The sequence below is a fragment of the Streptomyces sp. NPDC048516 genome, from assembly GCF_043199875.1.
Lineage (GTDB): Bacteria > Actinomycetota > Actinomycetes > Streptomycetales > Streptomycetaceae > Streptomyces.
Window position 1 is genome coordinate 39,701 of sequence record NZ_JBICWS010000029.1, and the last position, 19,510, is coordinate 59,210.

16 protein-coding genes, 1 rRNA gene and 1 riboswitch are annotated in these 19,510 nt (G+C 69.6%); of the genes, 4 read left to right on the top strand and 13 right to left on the bottom strand.

All coding sequences use genetic code 11. From position 1 onward, the window contains the following. Window positions 1-208 precede the first annotated feature (208 nt). Window positions 209-1,993, top strand: a complete 1,785-nt coding sequence (locus ACGFR7_RS34555; RefSeq protein ID WP_393327163.1) for a substrate-binding domain-containing protein — start codon at window positions 209-211, stop codon at window positions 1,991-1,993. Window positions 1,994-2,051: 58 nt separating this feature from the next. Here ACGFR7_RS34555 and ACGFR7_RS34560 read toward each other — a convergent pair whose 3' ends face one another. Further along, on the bottom strand, window positions 2,052-3,605 hold the full coding sequence (locus ACGFR7_RS34560; protein ID WP_393327166.1) for a glutamate-cysteine ligase family protein: 1,554 nt from the start codon (window positions 3,603-3,605) through the stop codon (window positions 2,052-2,054). Window positions 3,606-4,172: 567 nt separating this feature from the next. Between ACGFR7_RS34560 and ACGFR7_RS34565 the strand changes: the two genes are divergently transcribed. Then, a complete protein-coding gene (locus ACGFR7_RS34565; RefSeq protein ID WP_393327167.1) occupies window positions 4,173-4,763 on the top strand; it encodes a hypothetical protein in 591 nt (196 codons plus the stop codon). Window positions 4,764-5,107: 344 nt separating this feature from the next. Then, window positions 5,108-5,302 (top strand): DUF5999 family protein, encoded by a 195-nt coding sequence (locus ACGFR7_RS34570; RefSeq protein WP_393327170.1) that lies wholly within the window; start codon window positions 5,108-5,110, stop codon window positions 5,300-5,302. 110 nt (window positions 5,303-5,412) lie between these two features. On the opposite strand, the gene gcvP is transcribed toward ACGFR7_RS34570, so the two are convergent. Continuing rightward, window positions 5,413-8,298 (bottom strand): aminomethyl-transferring glycine dehydrogenase, encoded by a 2,886-nt coding sequence (gene gcvP, locus ACGFR7_RS34575; RefSeq protein WP_393327172.1) that lies wholly within the window; start codon window positions 8,296-8,298, stop codon window positions 5,413-5,415. A gap of 187 nt (window positions 8,299-8,485) precedes the next feature. Beyond that, window positions 8,486-8,583, bottom strand: a riboswitch (glycine riboswitch). A gap of 114 nt (window positions 8,584-8,697) precedes the next feature. Here gcvP and ACGFR7_RS34580 point away from each other — a divergent pair. Then, the gene (locus tag ACGFR7_RS34580; protein WP_393327174.1) at window positions 8,698-9,090 is read left to right on the top strand and encodes a PRC-barrel domain-containing protein; all 393 of its coding nucleotides are present in this window, start codon (window positions 8,698-8,700) and stop codon (window positions 9,088-9,090) included. Here the strand turns inward: ACGFR7_RS34580 and ACGFR7_RS34585 are convergent. From ACGFR7_RS34585 to rrf, 11 genes are all read right to left on the bottom strand, one after another. Next, window positions 8,991-10,460, bottom strand: a complete 1,470-nt coding sequence (locus ACGFR7_RS34585; RefSeq protein WP_393327178.1) for a DNA polymerase IV — start codon at window positions 10,458-10,460, stop codon at window positions 8,991-8,993. The genes ACGFR7_RS34580 and ACGFR7_RS34585 overlap by 100 nt on opposite strands. Window positions 10,461-10,525: 65 nt before the next feature. Further along, entirely contained in the window at window positions 10,526-11,131 is a 606-nt protein-coding gene (locus ACGFR7_RS34590) for a MerR family transcriptional regulator (RefSeq protein ID WP_088796467.1), read from the bottom strand. Window positions 11,132-11,318: 187 nt separating this feature from the next. After that, entirely contained in the window at window positions 11,319-11,792 is a 474-nt protein-coding gene (locus tag ACGFR7_RS34595; RefSeq protein ID WP_006606439.1) for a bifunctional nuclease family protein, read from the bottom strand. Between the two features lie 56 nt (window positions 11,793-11,848). Next, window positions 11,849-12,595, bottom strand: coding sequence for a MerR family transcriptional regulator (locus ACGFR7_RS34600; protein ID WP_393327182.1), 747 nt, complete (start codon window positions 12,593-12,595; stop codon window positions 11,849-11,851). A gap of 17 nt (window positions 12,596-12,612) precedes the next feature. Beyond that, window positions 12,613-13,389 (bottom strand): FHA domain-containing protein, encoded by a 777-nt coding sequence (locus ACGFR7_RS34605; RefSeq protein ID WP_393327185.1) that lies wholly within the window; start codon window positions 13,387-13,389, stop codon window positions 12,613-12,615. A gap of 190 nt (window positions 13,390-13,579) precedes the next feature. Continuing rightward, on the bottom strand, window positions 13,580-14,452 hold the full coding sequence (locus tag ACGFR7_RS34610) for a DUF881 domain-containing protein (protein ID WP_393327203.1): 873 nt from the start codon (window positions 14,450-14,452) through the stop codon (window positions 13,580-13,582). A 260-nt stretch (window positions 14,453-14,712) separates the two neighbouring features. Next, complete coding sequence (locus tag ACGFR7_RS34615) at window positions 14,713-15,045, bottom strand: small basic family protein (RefSeq protein WP_003984969.1); 333 nt, start codon at window positions 15,043-15,045, stop codon at window positions 14,713-14,715. Next, window positions 15,042-15,974, bottom strand: coding sequence for a DUF881 domain-containing protein (locus ACGFR7_RS34620; protein ID WP_393327188.1), 933 nt, complete (start codon window positions 15,972-15,974; stop codon window positions 15,042-15,044). Before ACGFR7_RS34620 ends, ACGFR7_RS34615 begins: the two co-directional genes overlap by 4 nt. A gap of 74 nt (window positions 15,975-16,048) precedes the next feature. Beyond that, window positions 16,049-18,544 carry a sugar phosphate nucleotidyltransferase gene (locus ACGFR7_RS34625; protein ID WP_393327191.1) on the bottom strand — a complete coding sequence of 832 codons (2,496 nt, stop codon included), beginning with the start codon at window positions 18,542-18,544 and terminating at the stop codon, window positions 16,049-16,051. A 120-nt stretch (window positions 18,545-18,664) separates the two neighbouring features. Next, entirely contained in the window at window positions 18,665-19,273 is a 609-nt protein-coding gene (locus tag ACGFR7_RS34630) for a CDP-alcohol phosphatidyltransferase family protein (protein WP_393327194.1), read from the bottom strand. A gap of 149 nt (window positions 19,274-19,422) precedes the next feature. Beyond that, a 5S ribosomal RNA gene (gene rrf, locus ACGFR7_RS34635) occupies window positions 19,423-19,510 on the bottom strand; the annotation flags it as partial.

The following is a 19,510-nucleotide window of genomic DNA, read 5'->3' on the forward strand; positions in this document are numbered from 1 at the left end:
TCCGCATCAGCCGCGGGACTTGTATCCGACTGCACGCTTCCTCCACTTCCGCATTACCGCCTCTTCGCCACCACCGCCCCGCTAGGGTCTCGGCAGCAGGTACGAAGATCGCGCGCGACAGGCCGGGGACGGGCGCCATCCACGTGGCGCGCTTCCCCTCTCCCCATCGAATCCCGATCGAGCTCCGAGAAGGAGAGGCGCTACCGCAATGGGACGACACAGCTTGCCCGACGGCTCCGCACCGGAGCGCACGGGGGCCCGCTCAGGTACACGCCGGCGCACCCTCGTCATCTCCACCGGCCTCGCGCTGACCGTCGTCGCGGGCTCGGTGGTGGCGCTGCGCAGCGGTCTGCTCCCGTTCGGGGGTCCGTGCAACGGCCGGTCGGCGCGGCTCGACGTGGCCGCCTCGCCCGATATCGCCCCGGCGCTCGACGCGGTGGCCAAGACTGCCCGCGAGGACGCGACCCGCACCGACGGCAGATGTCTGGACGTGAGGATCACCGCGCGCGCCCCGGGCGACGTCGCCGACGCCTTCGGACAGCGGCCGGTCAACCCCGAATTCCAGGTATGGATACCGGATTCGAGCCTGTGGGTGGACCGGGTCGACGCGGAGCGTGGCACTCCGCTGACCGCCGCGAGCACCATCGCCTCGTCCCCGATCACCCTGGGCGCCGTCCCCGGAACCGCCGGCTCGCTGGGCTGGCCCGGGAAGACCTACTCCTGGACGAAGCTGATCAGGGCCGCGACCTCCGGCGACACGCCGCGCCTGGGCGTCGCCGACCCGGCGCGCAGCGCCACCGGGCTGCTCGCCCTGGACCGGATAGGCGCCGCCAACGCCAAGGACACCCAGGACAGCGGCGAGGCCGGCACCCGCACCGCCGCGACGGCCAAGCTTCTCCACCAGCGGACCGCGGACAGCGACGGTCAGGCACTGGCCACCCTGCCGCGTGACGGCTCCGGTGCGGAGCAGGGCAATCCGCGCCGCAACCAGGCGCTGTTGCTGTCGGAACAGGCCGCGTACGCCCACAACGCCGCGGCGGGCGGCGGCCCCCGGCTGAACCTGTTCTACCCCCAGGACGGCACGGCCCGGCTCGACTACCCGTACACCTTGGTCGACGACGTGGCGCTGAGCCCCGAGCAGACCCGCGCCGCCAGCCGTTTCATGACGCTGCTGGGCGAGGCCGACGGACAGCGCACGCTGCGCCGGCACGGCTTCCGGGCCGGCAACGGCGCGGCGGACCCGAAGGTCGTCACCGGGGCCGGCGGGCGCGCCCCGCAGCCGTACTCCGCCGCCCCCGCCGATCCGCCGACCGTCAAGGAACTCCAGGCAGTGATGGGCAGGTGGACGGTCACCGTCCAGAACATCCGCCTGACCACGGTCGTGGACGCCACGGCGTCGATGGGCACCACCGTCCCGGGTGGTGGCGGCCGGTCCCGGATGGATCTCGCCAGGCAATCCCTGCTCCAGGCGCTGGCCACCTTCACTCCCGAGGACGAGATCGGGCTGTGGAAGTTCGCCACCTTCCTGGACGGCGCCAAGGACTATGTGGAGCTGTCCCCCACCGGCCGCCTCGGCGACCGGGACCCGGCCGGCGGCACCCACCGGGACGCCCTCACCAGCGCGTTCGGCTCGCTGGCCCCGGTGCCCCGTGGCGGCGGCGGCCTGTACGACACCACGCTCGCGGCGTACCGGGAAGCCTGCACCACGTACACGAGCGGGAAGCTCAACTCCCTGGTCATCGTCACCGACGGGGCCAACGACGACGCCGGCCTCGGCCTCGACGCCCTGGTCGACAAGGTCAAGGAGCTCTCCGACCCCAAGAGACCGGTGCCGGTGATCGCTTTCGCGATCGGCCCGGCCGCCGACACCGCGGCCCTGGACCGCATCGTGGCGCCGACCGGCGGATCGGCCCACCGCCTCGGCGACCCGTCGCAGATCCACCAGGTGCTCCTCAAGGCCCTGATGACGGCGGGCGGCAAGGGTCCGCGCTGAGCACCGCGCGCGAGGGACGGGCCGTCCCGCCGCCCCGGCACCCACCGGGCACGCCCCGCTACATCCCCTCGCTCGCCGCCTCCTGTGGCTCCCGTACGACGGGCCGCCGGCCGACCGACCAGGCGACCGGCCAGGTGTGCACCGGCTCCCCGGTGTGCATCAGCTCGCTGTAGCGCCGGGTCATCGCGGCGAGCGCGGCCTCCCGGTCCAGACCCTGGCGCCGGGCGTGATGGCAGGCCGCGGCCTGCCAGGACGCGCCGTTGACCCGGCGCCGGCAGCGTTCCTCGATGATGCTGAGGTAGTGGTCACGGTCGGCCGGTTCCACCCCCCAGGCGTCCAGCCCGCGAGCCGCCAGGGGCAGCAGTTCCCGGCGCACCAGCCGTACGGCCGGGATCTCGGCGATCCCGCCGGCCCGTCCGGGGCGGGGCCAGTCAAGGGTGGCGTCGATGCCGTACCGGCAGGCGGCGTCGAAATTACGGGCCGCGGCGGCGAACGGGAGCCGCGACCAGAGGGGGCGCGGCTCCTCGGCCAGCGCGCGTACCAGTCCGTAGTAGAAGGCGGTGTTGGCGATGACGTCGGCGACGGTGGGGCCGGCCGGCAGCACCCGGTTCTCGACCCTGAGATGCGCGACACCGTCGGCGACCGCGTAGACCGGGCGGTTCCAGCGGTAGATCGTGCCGTTGTGCAGTACCAGTTCGTCCAGGTCTGGGGCCCCGCCCTCGTCGAGGACCCGCAGCGGCTCCTGCGGTCCGCACAACGGCAGCAGCGGCTGGAAATAGCGCAGATTCTCCTCGAACAGGTCGTATGCGGACTCGATCCAGCGCTCGCCGAACCAGGTGCGGGGGCGTACCCCCTGGGCCTGCAGCTCGGGCGCCCGGGTATCGGTGGCCTGCTGGAAGACCGGCGGCCGGGACTCGCGCCACAGCTCACGGCCGAAGAGAAACGGTGAGTTGGCGCCGACGGCCACCTGCACGGCGGCAATGGCCTGTGCCGCGTTCCAGACCGCCGCGAAGCGGCCCGGTGTCACCTGGAGGTGCAGCTGGACCGAGGTACAGGCGGCCTCCGGCGCGATGGAGGGCGAGCGGGAGACCAGGTGCTCGACGCCCCGGATGTCCAGTGCGAAGTCCTCGCCGCGGGCCGCCCGCATCTGGTCGTTGAGCAGGACATAGCGGTCGTTCTCGGAGAGGCTGGCGGCCGTGAGGTCGGTGGCGTGCAGGGTGGGCAGGATGCCGATCATCACGATCCGGGCGGCGACCTCGCGTGCCTTCCTTTCGGCATAGGCGAGTCCCGTACGGAGTTCTTCGGCGAGCTGGTCCAGGACCCGGCCGCTCAATCGGTGCGGCAGGATGTTGACCTCAAGATTGCACTGGGCGAGTTCGGTCTGGAAATCACCGCTGGCGATGCGCTCAAGAACTTGAGAGTTCATCATCCGGGGCAGCCCGTCGGCGCCCGCAAGATTGAGTTCGATCTCCAGCCCCATGAGATTTTTGGGCCGGTCGAACCTCTCCTCCTCCAGGAGCCTCCGCAATGCCTCAAGACACTCGTGGAGCTTTCTTCGATAACGCTCCCGGTCCGCCAGGTCGATCCCGTCCGCGGCGACCTTCTCCCCCATCGAAGGGTCCCTCCTCGAGTGAACGGCCCGCTACCACGGGCCGCTTGGGGCCTTCCCCGACTGCGGCGGGGCTCACGCTACGGTCGATGATGCCCCGGCAATCTGATCGATAACGCCACGGGGGCACGCCGGTACCGATAGGCTCGAATCGGACCGGCCTCCGGCACCTCCCTCAGGCATATCTCGGCGGCGAGCGCCTTCAGCATTTCCATCACGAGAAATACCGGCGAGATCCGGCCTACCGCGCCGCCGAAGGAATACGAGGTGGCGCCGTAAAAGCGAGGAACAAAGCGGAAGAAAGTGTCTCAGGCAGGGGTCTGGATTTCCCCTTGCCCGAAATCCACAAGGCCGGTAGTCGAAACACTTTCAGAACATACGTCGTATAAACTCCGCTTACGAGGCAGAGACTTGGCGCCCAGCGTCCCGGTGTTCCCACCGGCACGGGGGCACAGCGACTGACCTCGCCGGGCCGCAGCCCCGGCCGGCCACGCTCTGACCCCGCACGCAGACAGCGTCGTTTGCACCTGCCCGGCTCCACCGTGTCTCCGAAGTGAGAGGCGACCCACCATGCCGCTGCACCTTCCCCCTGCCCCCACGCCTGCCCTGCGCTGCGTTCTCGCCGCCCTCGGCTCCCCCACGGCGGTCCGCGAGGCCCCGGTCTCCGCGCTGCGCGCCCATCAGGGCCCGCTCAGCCCCGACCACGCGCTGCCCGTCCACGTCTGGGAGGACGTCAGCCGGACCGGCGGTATGCCGCGGACCCGCCTGGCCGGCTGGCGTTTCCTGGTCCGCGGCGGGGAGCGGGCCGTGGCGACCGCCGAAGTGGCGCTCACCGCGGACGGCTGGACTTTCGCACGGTTCTGCGGCGGCCCCTACGTCGCCGCGACCGAGCAGGCACTGGCACAGGCCGAGTCGCTCGCGACCCCCTACCAGCCGCGGCTGCTGTCCGTACCCGAGCTCTACATGCTCACCCTGTGGCTGCACCACGACCTCACCTCGGACGGCACCGAAGGACTGGCCGCGCCCGGTGACCTGCTGGTGCCGCTGGCGCCCGCCCCGCCGGGGATCGCCGCGCACCGCCCGCAGCGCATCGCCGACCTGCTCCCCCGGCTCACGCTGCGCCTCACACCGGCCGCCCCGCTCCTCGCCGAACCCGCCTGAACCCGCACACCGGCTCCGGTTCTCCCCGGCGGACACCGGTGCCCGTCACCCGGCATGAGCATGCCCCGCGGCCCCTTCGGGCCACGGGGCGCTCTGTCGCGCTCACCCACGCGGGCTAGTCCGCGGCTACCACTCCCAACCCTCTTGGGGAGGAGTGCAATTGGGAGCAACCGCCCGCATGGGTGACGCGTCCCTACCGAGTGAGTACCGCTGCTGCGAAATCCCTGCGGAATCCCGCCCGTGGGGCAACACTGGGACCGACCGATGGAAACGGGGGAGCGGCCATGCACACCTCATCGCGCCGCACAACGACGTTCACCACACCGCAGCGAAAGACAACTTCCATGTGCCAGCACCAACCGCCATGCCCGTCAGCCGACTCCACCGACCGGGAGGCCGCACACCCTGTGGCGCACCACCCGGAGCAGGGCTGGAGCCTGCTCTGCAACGGCGTCCTGCTCTTCGAGGACACCGGTGAGCTGCTGCCGGACGGGCAGGTCATCGCCCCGCACCGCGCTCGCGCCACCGCCGCCGCCTGACCCGCGAGCGCGGCACGCACCACAGGGCCCCCGGCAGATCTGCCGAGGGCCCTTGAATGTTGCGGTGAATCCGGCGCGGTGCGTCCTCGCCGTGACTCGGTTGCCGTGACTCAGTTGTCGTACGCGTCCAGCGGCGGGCAGGAGCAGACGAGGTTACGGTCGCCGAAGGCACCGTCGATGCGGCGCACCGGCGGCCAGTACTTCTCCGAGGCCTCGACGCCGGCCGGGAAGACGGCCTCCTCGCGGGTGTACGGGTGCGACCACTCGCCACCGAGCGCGCCCGCGGTGTGCGGGGCGTTGCGCAGCGGGTTGTCGTCCTTGTCCCACTCCCCCTTGCCGACCTTCTCGATCTCCGCACGGATGGCGATCATCGCGTCGCAGAACCGGTCCAGCTCGCCGAGGTCCTCGCTCTCGGTCGGCTCGATCATGAGCGTGCCGGCCACCGGGAACGACATCGTCGGCGCGTGGAAGCCGTAGTCGATGAGCCGCTTGGCGACGTCGTCGATGCTCACACCGGTCGCCTTGGTCAGCGGCCGCACGTCGATGATGCACTCGTGCGCGACCAGACCGCCGGGGCCGGTGTAGAGCACCGGGTAGTGCGGCTCCAGGCGCTTGGCGATGTAGTTGGCGCTCAGCACCGCCACCTGGGTGGCGCGCTTGAGGCCCTCGCCGCCCATCAGGCGGACGTACGCCCAGGAGATCGGCAGGATGCCGGCCGAGCCCCAGGGCGCCGCGGAGATCGGTCCCACGCCCGTCTCGGGACCCGCGCCGGGCTGCAGCGGGTGGTTGGGCAGGTACGGCGCCAGGTGGGCGCGCACGCCGACCGGGCCGACGCCCGGGCCACCGCCGCCGTGCGGGATGCAGAACGTCTTGTGCAGGTTGAGGTGCGAGACATCCCCGCCGAACTTGCCGGGCTCGGCGAGGCCGACCAGCGCATTGAGGTTGGCGCCGTCGACGTAGACCTGGCCGCCGGCCTCGTGCACCGTCGCGCAGATCTGGGTGATGTGCTCCTCGAACACGCCGTGGGTGGAGGGGTAGGTGACCATCAGGACCGCGAGCTCGTCACGGTGCTTCTCGATCTTGGCGTGCAGATCGCCGGCGTCGACTTCGCCGTCCTCACCGGTCTTGACGACGACGACCTTCATCCCGGCCATCACCGCACTGGCGGCGTTGGTGCCGTGCGCGGAGGACGGGATCAGGCAGACCGTGCGCTGCTCGTCGCCGTTGGCACGGTGGTAGGCACGCACCGCCAGCAGACCGGCCAGCTCGCCCTGCGATCCGGCGTTGGGCTGGATGGAGACCTTGTCGTAGCCGGTGACGGTGGCCAGCCGCTCCTCCAGCTCCTGGATCAGCGTGAGGTAGCCCTGGGCCTGGGCGGCCGGCGCGAAGGGGTGCAGCTGCCCGAAGGCGGGCCAGGTGACCGGCTCCATCTCGGTGGTCGCGTTCAGCTTCATCGTGCAGGAGCCGAGCGGGATCATGCCGCGGTCCAGCGCGTAGTCCTTGTCGGCGAGGGTGCGCAGGTAGCGCAGCATCGCGGTCTCGGAGCGGTACTGGTGGAAGACCGGGTGGGCGAGGTAGTCGTCGCTGCGCAGCAGGGCCTGCGGCAGCGTTTCGGCGGCGTCCGCGTCCAGCTGCTCGACGTCGCCGTGCACCCCGAAGGCGCCCCAGACACCGGCCAGCTGCGCACGCCCGGTGGTCTCGTCGCACGCGATACCGACGAGGTCGGCGTCGACCTGCCGGAGGTTGACACCGGCCTCGCGGGCGGCGGCGACGACCTCGGCGGCCCGGCCGGGCACCCGCGCGGTCAGCGTGTCGAAGTACGCGTCGTGGACGATCTCCACCCCGCCGGCCCGCAGGCCCTCGGCGAGGACCGCGGCGTAGCGGTGGGTGCGCCGGGCGATCGTCCGCAGACCCTCGGGGCCGTGGTAGACCGCGTACATCCCGGCCATGACGGCGAGCAGCACCTGCGCGGTGCAGATGTTGCTGGTGGCCTTCTCCCGGCGGATGTGCTGCTCGCGGGTCTGCAGCGCGAGGCGGTAGGCCTTGTTGCCGTCGGCGTCGACGGAGACGCCCACCAGACGCCCGGGCAGGCTCCGGGCGAACTGGTCGCGGACGGCCATGAAGCCGGCGTGCGGCCCGCCGAAGCCCATCGGGACGCCGAAGCGCTGGGTGGTGCCGACGGCGATGTCCGCGCCGAGCTCGCCGGGCGAGGTCAGCAGCGTGAGGGCGAGCAGATCGGCGGCGACGGTGACGACCGCGCCCAGCTCGTGGGCCTGCTCGATCACGGCGCGCGGGTCGCGGACCGCACCGGAGGCGCCGGGGTACTGCAGCAGCACACCGAACACACCACGCTCGGCGATCCCGGCCGGGATGCCGTCGGACAGGTCGGCGACCACGACCTCGACGCCGGTGGGCTCCGCACGGGTCTCGATCACGGCGATGGTCTGCGGCAGACAGTCGGCGTCGACCAGGAAGATTCCCTGCTTGACCTTGCCGACCCTGCGGGAGAGCGCCATCGCCTCGGCGGCCGCGGTGCCCTCGTCCAGCAGCGAGGAGCCGGAGGTGGGCAGACCGGTCAGGTCGGCGACCATCGTCTGGAAGTTCAGCAGCGCCTCGAGGCGGCCCTGCGAGATCTCCGGCTGGTAGGGGGTGTAGGCCGTGTACCAGGCCGGGTTCTCCATGACATTGCGCAGGATCACCGGCGGGGTGAACGTGCCGTGGTAACCGAGCCCGATCATGGACGCCAGCACCTGGTTACGGTCCGCGAGGCCGTGCAGCTCCTGCAGCACCTCGGCCTCGGTACGGGCCTGCGGCAGCCCGAGCGCCTCCGCGCTCTTGATCACATCGGGAACGGCGGTGTCGGTGAGCTCATCCAGCGATCCGAACCCGATGTGCGCGAGCATCTTCGCCTGCGCCTCGTGGTCGGGACCGATGTGCCGGTGCTCGAAGGGGGTGCCGCGTTCCAGCTCGGTCAAGGAGATGCGATTGGTGGTCATCTGCGGGGGCCTCCTGGTCGTACGACCTACGAGGGGCACCACGGCGCGGGTGCCCGGACGGCCTCCCCCTCTGTCATCTCAACCTGAGAGCTTCACCGGCCCGCGCGAGGCGGCCCGGCTTTCACCGTCGGTGAGGAGGGGCCCCGGAGCTGTGCCTTCCGTGGCCCGCCCTGCTTTCCAGAGTGACCTCGCCCACGCGGTACGTGTGCCTGAGAGATTCCGGGGAGGATTTGCTCCTTCGGCGCCCTCGTCGCGAACGACAAAGGACTCTCCCGCACGGGGTCTGCGGCCATTGGCCAGCCTACCAGCGCCGCACTCGAAGGATCCTTCGAGTGGCCAGGGCATGAAATGTGCCGTTTGGTTGTTGTCAGAGGGCAGTTGCGACCAATTGGAGGGACCGTGCAAACCGATATCGATCCCCGGAGCCTGATCGGCCGCAAAGCGTTCGACCGTAACGGCGCCAAAATAGGCACGATCGACGAGGTGTATCTCGACGACGCGACGGGGGAACCGGAGTGGGCGGCCGTGCGCACCGGACTCTTCAGCCGGGACGCGTTCGTCCCCCTCGAACCCAGCAAGATGGTCGGTGAGGGCCTGCACATTCCTTACGACCGCAAGCTGATCAAGGACGCGCCGGACTTCGGCGTCGGCCGCCACCTCTCCCCCGAGCAGGAACTTCAGCTCTATCACCACTACCGCCTGGATATCTCCTCCCCGGCCTCCGACCCTGCGGTGTCGTCGCCCGGCTCCGGTGACAAGGACTTCGGCAGGATCGCCGGCTCGGACGACTGACCGTCCGCCGGTCCCCCGCCCACCAGCGGCAGGGGCTCCCCCGGCCGCAGCGCCGGATCCTCGACAGCAAAGGTCCGCACCCTCCCCGGTGCGGACCACGGCGTTTCGAAGCGCACGGTCACCCGTCCCACCCCGCTCCCCTGCACCCAGCCCGGGCCGTACTCGTCGTGCACCACGTCCAGTCCGGGATGCCAGCGCCGCGGCCGGTCCTCCTCGGCCTCCCGCGCCGCCGCCACGCCCCCGGACAGCTCCGCCGCCGCTCTCGCGGCCTTCTCCGCCTCCTCCGCCTCGCGCTCCGTCGCCACCTGGGCGAACAGATCCTCCTGTGTGAAGTCGGCCAGGCCGCTGACCCCCACGCCCAGCAGCCGGACCCCGCCGGTGGTGTCCACCATCTCCAGCAACCGCACGGCGGCCTCCCGTATCACCGCGGGGTCGTCGGTGGGCCCTCGGAGCGTCTCGGAGCGGGTCAGCGTCGAGAAGTCGTAGTTGCGCACCTTGATGACCACCGTCCGCCCGGAGCGCCCGGCGGCCCGCAGCCGCTGCACGCAGCGGTCCGCCAGCCGCAGTACCTCGCTCCGCACCCGCGCCCGGTCGGTCAGATCGACCTCGAAGGTGTCCTCGACCGAGATGGACTTCGCGTCCCGCTCGGCCACCACAGGACGGTCGTCCCGGCCCAGCGCCATCGCATACAGCCCGGCACCGTGCGCCTTGCCCAGCAGCCGCACCAGCTCGGCCTCACCGGCCTCCGCGGTCTCCGCGACGGTATGGATCCCGGCCCGGCGCAGCGCCTCGGCCGTCGCGGGCCCCACCCCGGGCAGCGTCCGCACCGTCATCGGGCCCAGCAGCTCACGCTCGGTACCGGGCTCGATCACCACCAGCCCGTTCGGCTTGGCCACCTCGGACGCGATCTTCGCCAGCATCTTGGCGCCGGCCAGCCCCACCGAGCCGGTCAGACCCGTGGCGGATCGGATCTCGCGGCGCAGCCGCTCCCCCACGGCCCGCGCGGCAGCCGTCCGAGGCGGCACCCCGCCCGCTTCCAGGTCGACGAAGGCCTCGTCCAGGCTCAGCGGCTCCACCAGCGGCGACAGCGCGTGCAGCAGCTCCATCACCGTCTCGCTCACCTGGCGGTACAGCGAGAAGCGCGGGGTGAGATAAGCGGCGTTGGGGCACAGCCGACGTGCCTGGGCCGTGGGCATCGCGGACCGGATGCCGAACACCCGGGCTTCGTACGACGCCGTGGAGACCACCCCGCGCACGCCGATCCCGCCGACCACCACGGGCTTGCCGCGAAGGCTCGGCTTGGCCGCCTGCTCGGCGGCCGCGAAGAACGCATCCATGTCGAGATGCAGGATCGTCGGCGCGGGTCTCACATCTCCGATGCTGCCCCATGCCACTGACAATCGGCCCGTGCCGGGCCGGTGATGCCGCCTCGGACTCAGCCCGCCCGGTTACGCCGCCGCGCCAGCTCGTCGTGCGGGTTCTTCCCGATCAGGGTCTCGCCGGTGTCCACGCGCTCCCCGTGGAGCTGTGACAGCACGCCCTCCACGTCCCGCCACACCACGCCCACGGCGATCCCGAAGACGCCCTGGCCGCCCTGGAGCAGATCCACGACCTGGTCGGGCGAGGTGCACTCGTAGACCGTCGCACCGTCGCTCATGAGCGTCATCCGCGTCAGGTCCGCCAGCCCGCGCGCCCGCAGGTGCTGGACGGCGGTGCGGATGTTCTGCAGCGACACCCCGGTGTCCAGCAGCCGCTTGACGATCTTCAGGACCACGACGTCCCGGAAGCTGTAGAGCCGCTGGGTTCCGGACCCGTACGCCGGCCGGATGCTCGGCTCCACCAGGCCCGTACGCGCCCAGTAGTCGAGCTGCCGATAGGTGATGCCCGCTGCCGCACAGGCGGTCGGGCCGCGATAGCCGATGTTCTGAGCCTCGCAGTCCCCCGACACCGCCGCGGCCGGTGCCGGGGCAGGGTTCGCTGCTGCGCCCGAGTGGAGCGGCAACGCCCCTTCCGCCGCCATACCGTCGCCGGTGATTGCCACGCCGCCCTCCGTCCTCCACGTCCCGGACGGGACCTGCCACATCGACGGTATGCAGTCACTCGGGGTGCGTCAACGATCGCCGCGCTCGCCACGCCGAGTGATAATCACCCTACGAGTGGTTTCTCGTGACCCCGCACGGGGAACAGCTAGAGGTTTGGCCGGAAACAGACCGTTCGCCTGGCCGGTATTACTGGCTGTTGGTCCCGAAGTCCTCGGGCGAGATCTGGTCGAGGAACTCGCGGAACTTCTCCACCTCGTCCTCCTGCTCGTCCGGGATGGCGATCCCCGCGTCGTCCAGCACACCGTCGGTACCGAAGATCGGCGTCCCCGTGCGCAGAGCCAGCGCTATCGCGTCGGACGGACGCGCGCTGACCTCGACTCCGCTCGCGAAGACAAGTTCGGCATAGAAAACCCCCTCGCGCAGATCCGTGATGCGGACCTGCGTCAGCTCCTGGCCCACCGCTTCGAGCACATCCTTGAAAAGGTCGTGCGTCAGCGGCCTGGCAGGGACCATGCCCTGCTGGGCAAAGGCGATGGCGGTGGCCTCCCCTGGCCCGATCCAAATGGGCAAGTATCGGTCGCCTCCCACCTCCCGCAGGAGCACGATCGGTTGGCTGGAAGGCATTTCCACCCGGACACCCACGACGTCGAGCTCGTTCACACAGCAACCCTAGGACGTGCCCGGCCGGTTTGGGTAGTCGGGCACTCGTTTGCTCACTACAGCCGGACCCGCAAAGCACTCTGCACCAGTGCCGCGTGCAGCCGTACGGACAGCGTTGCCAGCTCTCTGGCGGTGGCTTCGGCATGGGCCCTGGTCTGCGGGTTACGGTGCCGCCGAAGGGGTGCAACGACCTGCTCGACCAGGCCCGCCTCGCGCTCGGCGGCCGCCTTCACGGCACGCAGATGCCGCGGTTCCAGACCGAAACGGCCCAGGTCCGCAACGAGCTTGGCCACCGTGACGGCCTCGATGTCGTATCCGCCCTCCGCATGAGGGACGATGAGTCCGTAGGACTCCCAGTCGGCGAGGGCCGCCTCGTCCACCTCCGCGGCGGCCAGCAGCTCCGCCCGGCCGATGCGGGCAGCCGTCGGGCGCTCCTCGCCCGGCTCGTGCATGCCTTCGACGAGGTCGCGGGAGGGTGTGGCCGGAGCGGGCAGCTGCACCCGCTCACCGCGCTCCAGGGCGTCCAGATGCTCCCGGATGACCTTCAGCGGCAGATAGTGGTCCCGCTGCATCCGCAGGACGGCGGCCAGCCGCTCGACGTCCGCCGCCGTGAATTTGCGGTATCCGGAAGGCGTGCGCTTCGGCTCGACCAGTCCCTCGGCCTCCAGGAAGCGGATCTTGGAGATGGTGACCTCGGGAAACTCCTCGCGCAGCAGGGTGAGCACCGTGCCGATGCTCACCGGCTTGCCGTCCGAGGAGGCGGCGCCGGCAAAGCCGGCACCGCCTTTCGGTGTATCGCGCATATGCCTTCCCCGGCCGGTCAGATACCGGCGCCTCGCTGGCTGGCGTAGAAGACCAGGCGGAACTTGCCGATCTGGACCTCGTCGCCGTTGGCAAGGGTGACGGAGTCGATCCGCTCGCGGTTGACGTAGGTGCCGTTCAGGCTGCCGACGTCGGCGACCGTGAAGAGCCCGTCCGGGCCCCGGCGGAATTCCACGTGACGGCGCGAGACCGTCACGTCGTCGAGGAAGATGTCGCCCTGCGGATGCCGGCCCGCAGTCGTCAGCTCACTGTCGAGAAGGAAGCGGCTGCCCGAATTCGGACCCCGGCGGACGACCAGCAGCGCCGACCCCAACGGAAGGGCGTCGACAGCCGCCTGGGCCTCGGGGGACAGCGACGGCGACAGATTCTGGCCCGTCGCTTCCGAGTCGTACGCCTCCAGCCCCGAAATGGAGATGGTCGACGTCGTCTCGGATGGCCGCTCGGGCTGACCGCCCGTGCGCAGCGGTGCACCACAGTTGGAACAGAACCGGCTCGCCTCGGCATTCCGGTTCCCGCACCTCGTACAAACCGGCAAGGCCGACCCTCCACCCGTGCGTGCGGCTGATGGTTCCTGGGAACCTATGCGGCCGGCACCGGAGGGGTCAACAGAACCCGCGCCGGACCCCCCGGACGGGCCGCTGACCTCGTCACGGAAGAGCGGACGGTCCTCCGCCGCGCCGCTCTCGTCGGGCCGGCCCGACGCACGGTGCCGCGCGGAGCCGCTGCCGCCATCCTGGCGCGCGCTCTTGCCGAACAGCTTTCCAAACAACTTCACGGGCGATTCCCCTTGAACGACATAGACCCGCCCGTGGGGCAGGACGAACCCTCGATGCACACACCGGCCGATCCGGACATCCTGTGAACGTCCGTGGCCTTCAGACAGTTTCCACCACACACCACACGCACGGTGCGTCGACCCCCCGCTACCTCATGCCCTCGCCGGGCACTCGACATACGTGTACGCCTCACTGCGATGACGACCGAGCGTAGTCAGGCCGCTTCGCCTCTCGCAAGGCGTTCACAATGATCTTCTCCTCACGGGTCACAGACACCTTGGCCTGCTCCTTTTCCAGCGTCTGGACCACTCCGCCGGGGATGTTCAGCGCCGGTTCCAGATCCTGCGGCTTACCGATGACCTTGAAGCGGTACGGCTGCACGACACGCTTACCGTCGATCGCCACGCCACCCCGGAGATCCGAAAGAGAAGTGTTGGCGACGACCCGGACATCATTGACCTGGATGGCCTCGGCGCCGGCCGCCCGCAGCTCCTGGATGGTGTCCAGCAGCTTGTCCGCCTCGACGGAGTGCGCCGGGTCGTCGATGGTCAGGTTGATGCCGGGCCCTTGCGCCGCGACGGTCCCGGCCAGCACACCCAGCTGCTGTTCCTTCTCCACGGTCTGCTTACGGGCCTCCTCGGCCTGGTCCGAGCTGTTCGCCAGCTCGGTCTTCTGCCCTTCCAGACGCCGCTGTTCGTCTGTCAACCGCTGGGAGCGATTGTCCAGCTCGTCCAGAATGCGCACCAAGTCCTCCTGACGCGCACCCCGCAGCGCACTGCTGTCACTTGTGGAACGTACCTGAATCGCCAGGCCGAGGCCGAGAATGAACAGGAGCAACGCAACGATCAGTTGAGCCCGGGTCAGCCGCGGCGGCCACAGGCTCGCCACCAGCCGCTCCCGACCGCTCTTCGGGCGCTCCGCACTCCCGCCATCGGCAACCGCCTCCGGAGTCGAGGAGTCTGCCCCTTTGTCGGCCTTCTGTCCAGCACTGTCCGGTTCCGGAGCTTCGGTATCTTCCTCGGCTTCCGCCCGCTCCGGGATACTCCGGCTCTCGGGCGGCATCGGCCACCGGCCGGCCGGGCCGCTGTCCGGCTCCCGCTCCGGCCGCTTCAGCTCGGTCTCCGCCTCGGTCTCCGAATCGCTCTCCGGATCGGTCGTCTTCTCGGGCGGTGGCGCCTTCCCGAGGTCCGGCTGCTTCTCGGGCACCGGCGCCTTCTCGGGCTCCGGCTGCTCCGACTGATCCGCCCGCGTGGGCTGCTCCGCCTGCCCTGGCTGCGCCGGCTTCTTCTCCGGCTCCGGGATCTCGTCCGTCGACATCCGCCTCACGCCCGGAAGACGTGCCGGCGAATCGCGGCGGCGTTGGAGAAGATCCGGATACCCAGCACCACGACGACGCCGGTGGAGAGTTGGGCACCGACGCCCAACTTGTCACCGAGGAAGACGATCAGCGCGGCGACGACGACGTTCGACAGGAAGGAGACCACGAAGACCTTGTCGTCGAAGATGCCGTCCAGCATCGCGCGCAGACCGCCGAACACGGCATCCAGCGCCGCGACGACAGCGATCGGCAAGTAGGGCTCGACCACCGTCGGCACCACGGGTCGGACGACAAGCCCGACCACGACTCCCACGATGAGGCCCAATACGGCGATCACGATGTGCCCTTCCCTGTGTCGGTGCCGTCCGCCTTGGCGGCACCGGCCTGCGGCTTTGCGGTACGTACGATCAAACTGGGCGCGGGCGTCAGCCTGACCTCGTTCTCCACGGAAATCCTGGTGCGCACGCCATAGTTCTCCTGCAGCACATGAAGGTACTGACCGTCGGCGCTGTCCTGGAAAGCGGTGCTCAGCCGTTGCCCGTCCCCCACCGCCAGCACCGTATAAGGCGGCACCAGTGGCTTGTTGTCGACCAGTATGGCGTCTCCTGCGGCTCTGATCGCCGAGAGTGACGTAAGCCGCTGTCCATTGACGGAGATGGCCTCAGCGCCGGACGCCCACAGGCCGTTGACCACGCGCTGCATGTCTCTGTCGCGTACCCGCCCGGTGTCCGAGAAACCACTGCTCTCGCGCGGTCCGCCGCCGCTGGACTCCGCGTCCTTGGCATCGTCCACGACCAGTTTCACGCCAGGTCCGGAGACCTGGGTCGAACCGGACAGCAGGGCCAGCAGTTCGGCCTTGTCTCCGCCGTGCTGCTTCAGCGCCTCGCGCTGCATCTTGCTGACGTCGTCCCGGAGGGCGTCGACCCGCTGCTGCTGCCGGTCCGCCTCGCCGGTGCCCTTCTGGATGCGGTTGATCAGCTCTTCGCGCTCCTTGGCGAGCGTCGGTGCCGATATCCGCGCCTGCGCCGCCCCCACCGTCACCACGAGCGCGGCGAGCACCAGACCTGCCGCGAGACCCAACTTCGCCCGCAGGGTACGCGGCAGACCACGTACCCCGGCCTCGGACTTCCGGGCGGCCGCCTCGGCGTATCCGTCATCGAGACTGTGATCCATCACATTGGTCAGCAGCGACATGGACGCATCGGGGCGCGCGGCCGCGGTGTTCGTGTTGCTCCGATCGGGGCGCTGCTGCGACATGCCGCACATCGTCGCACGTCGGCCGCGCGGTCTCCCAATGGCCCCACCGGCGTGCCGAGGCACGGGCCGCCGGTGGGGTCAGGTCAGCGTCCTGCGCTGTCCACCACTGCGGACCACTCGTCCAGCAGCTGCTGGGCCGAGGCATCGTCCGGCCCTTCCGCCCACAGGTGGGTGACCGCCTCAGCGGGGTCGGGCAGCACCAGGACCCAGCGACCGTCCGGCTCCACGACCCGTACGCCGTCGGTGGTGTCCACGTCCCGGTCGCCGGCCGCCTCGACGACATGCCGCATGACGAGTCCCTTGACCGCCCAGGGGGTGGCCAGGTCACGGCGCTGGACGTGCGCCCGCGGGATCCGTGCGTCGATCTGGCTCAGCGTGAGCTGAGTGCGGGCCACCAGGCCGATCAGCCGGACGAAGGCGGCAGCACCGTCGAAGACGCTGCTGAACTCGGGGATGATGAATCCGCCTCTGCCGTCCCCGCCGAAGACGGTGCTGTCTTCGCGCCCCACCCGGGTCAGGTCGTCGGGCGAGGTCGTCGTCCACTCCACCTGTGTCCCGTGGTAGGCAGCCACCTGCTCCGCGATCCGGGTCGTGGTGACCGGCAGCGCCACCCGCCCGGCGCGGCGCTCGGCCGCCACCAGATCCAGCATGACCAGGAGTGCGCGGTCGTCCTCGATGATCCGGCCGCGCTCGTCCACGAGGGAGAGCCGTTCGCCCACGGGATCGAAGCGCACGCCGAAGGCGGCCCGGGCCGATGCCACGATCTCGCCCAGCCGGACGAGCCCCGAGCGCCGCGCGTCGGGCGTCTCGGTCGGCCGGGACTCGTCGAGCCCGGGGTTGATCGTCAGGGAGTCCACGCCGAGCCGTCCGAGCAGGCTGGGCAGCACCAGGCCCGCGCTGCCGTTCGAGGCGTCCACCACGACCTTCAGCCCGGACTCGCTGATGCCCGTGATGTCCACGGCCCGCAGCAGGGACCCGGTGTAGGAGTCGAAGACACTGGCCGGGAAGATCAGATCGCCGATCTCGCCGGGGAAGGCGCGACGGTACTCCTGGCGCGCGAAGACCCGGTCGAGCTTGCGCTGCCCGGCCTGCGAGAGATCCGCGCCTCGCTCGTCGAAGAACATGATGTCGACGGAGTCCGGCACGCCGGGCGTCGTCCGGACCATGATGCCGCCGGCGCTGCCGCGAGCGGTCTGCTGGCGTGCGACGGGCAGCGGGACGTTCTCCAGGTCGCGTACGTCGATGGCGCTGGCCTGCAGTGCGGAGATCACCGCGCGCTTGAGTGCCCGGGCGCCACGGGAGTGGTCGCGCGCGGTGGTGACCGTGGAGCCCTTCTTGAGCGTAGTGGCATACGCGCCCGCGAGCCGTACGGCAAGTTCTGGCGTGATCTCGACATTGAGGATCCCGGACACGCCGCGGGCGCCGAACAGATGCGCCTGGCCGCGGGACTCCCAGATCACCGACGTATTGACGAATGCGCCGGCCTCGATGGTCTTGAACGGGTAGACCCGTACATTGCCCTGCACGATCGATTCTTCACCGATGAGGCACTCATCGCCGATGACGGCGCCGTCCTCGATGCGGGCCGCTCGCATGATGTCGGTGTTCTTGCCGATCACACAGCCGCGCAGATTGCTCTGCTGCCCGATGTAGACGTTGTCGTGCACCACGGCACGGTGCAGGAAGGCACCGCTCTTGACGACGACATTGGAGCCGACGACGGTGTGCTCGCGCAGCTCCGCATCCGCTTCGATCTTGGCGTAGTCGCCGATGTACAACGGCCCGCGGAGCACCGCGTCGGGATGGACGTCGGCGCCCTCGGCGACCCAGACGCCCGGCGAGATCTCGAAGCCGTCGATCTCGACGTCGACCTTGCCTTCGAGCACATCGGCCTGTGCCTTCACATAGCTTTCGTGTGTGCCGACGTCCTCCCAATAGCCCTCGGCGATATAGCCGTAGATCGGCTTGCCTTCCTTCATGAGCTGCGGAAAGACATCGCCTGACCAGTCGACCGGCACATCGGGCTCGAAGTAGTCGAAGACCTCCGGCTCCATGACGTAGATACCGGTGTTGACGGTGTCCGAGAAGACCTGACCCCAGGTGGGCTTTTCCAGGAAGCGTTCGACCTTGCCGGCCTCGTCCACGATCGTGATGCCGAACTCGAGCGGGTTGGGAACCCGTGTGAGACAGACGGTGACGAGGGCGCCCTTTTCCTTGTGGAACCTGATCAGATCGGTGAGATCGAAATCGGTGAGGGCATCGCCGGAGATGACGAGGAAGGCGTCGTCCTTGAGGGCTTCCTCGGCGTTCTTCACGCTGCCTGCGGTACCGAGTGGCTTTTCCTCATTGGCGTAGGTGAGCTCCATCCCGAGCTCTTCGCCGTCGCCGAAATAGTTCTTGACGAGCGAGGCAAGGAATTGCACGGTTACGACGGTCTCACTGAGACCATGCCGTTTCAGCAGCCTGAGTACATGCTCCATGATCGGCCGGTTGGCAACCGGAAGCAGGGGCTTGGGCATACTGGACGTCATAGGGCGAAGGCGTGTTCCTTCGCCGCCGGCCATCACAACGGCCTTCATGTCGGAAGCGTCCTCCTCTAAGAGACGACGGTCTTGCCGACTTCACCTGTCCAAATCGCCCGCTGATCCTGTTTTACGTACGGGCACCGGGCTCTGGCACAACCTGCCGGTTCGGAGAGCTCAGTCGGCCGTGGCGTCCGCCCTGATGATTCGACGGACCTGGACCACGTAGAGGATCCCTGCCCACCAGTAGAGCGCCGTACCCCATCCTGCGAACGCCCATCCGAAAACAGTGGCAAGTTCGTGAAGCCAGCCCCTCCGGTCGCTCAGGAGGAGCAACGGGAAGGCATACATCAAGTTGAACGTAGCCGCTTTGCCCAGGAAGTTCACCTGGGGTGGCCCGTAACGGTGGCGCCCGAGGAATCCGACCGCGACCAGCAGCATCAGCTCCCGTGCCAGCAAGGCCGCGGTCAGCCAGAGCGGCAGGATCTCGCGCCATGTCAGACCGACGAGGGTCGACAGGATGTAGAGGCGGTCGGCGGCCGGGTCGAGGATGCGTCCGAGACTGCTGATCTGGTTCCAGCGCCGGGCGAGTTTGCCGTCCAGGTAGTCGCTGACGCCGCTCAGGGCGAGGATCAGGAGCGCCCAGACATCAGCGTTCGGGCCACCGAATTCCGGCCACAGGATCAGCCACAGGAACACCGGCACGCCAACGAGGCGCGCCATGCTCAGGATATTCGGGATGGTGAGGACGCGATCCGTCTGGACCCGCGTCTCCTGGACCTCCACGCGGGGGCCTCCTGTGGGGGAAATGTGCCAACGATGCCCCCTGACCTTACCTGCCCCGCCGCCCGGGCCGTCCCCCGGGTCCCAAGATCACGAAAACACAGAAAAGCCCCGCAGGAACGTTGGTTCCCACGGGGCTCTTCTTAAAATTTGTTCGGCGGCGTCCTACTCTCCCACAGGGTCCCCCCTGCAGTACCATCGGCGCTGAAAGGCTTAGCTTCCGGGTTCGGAATGTAACCG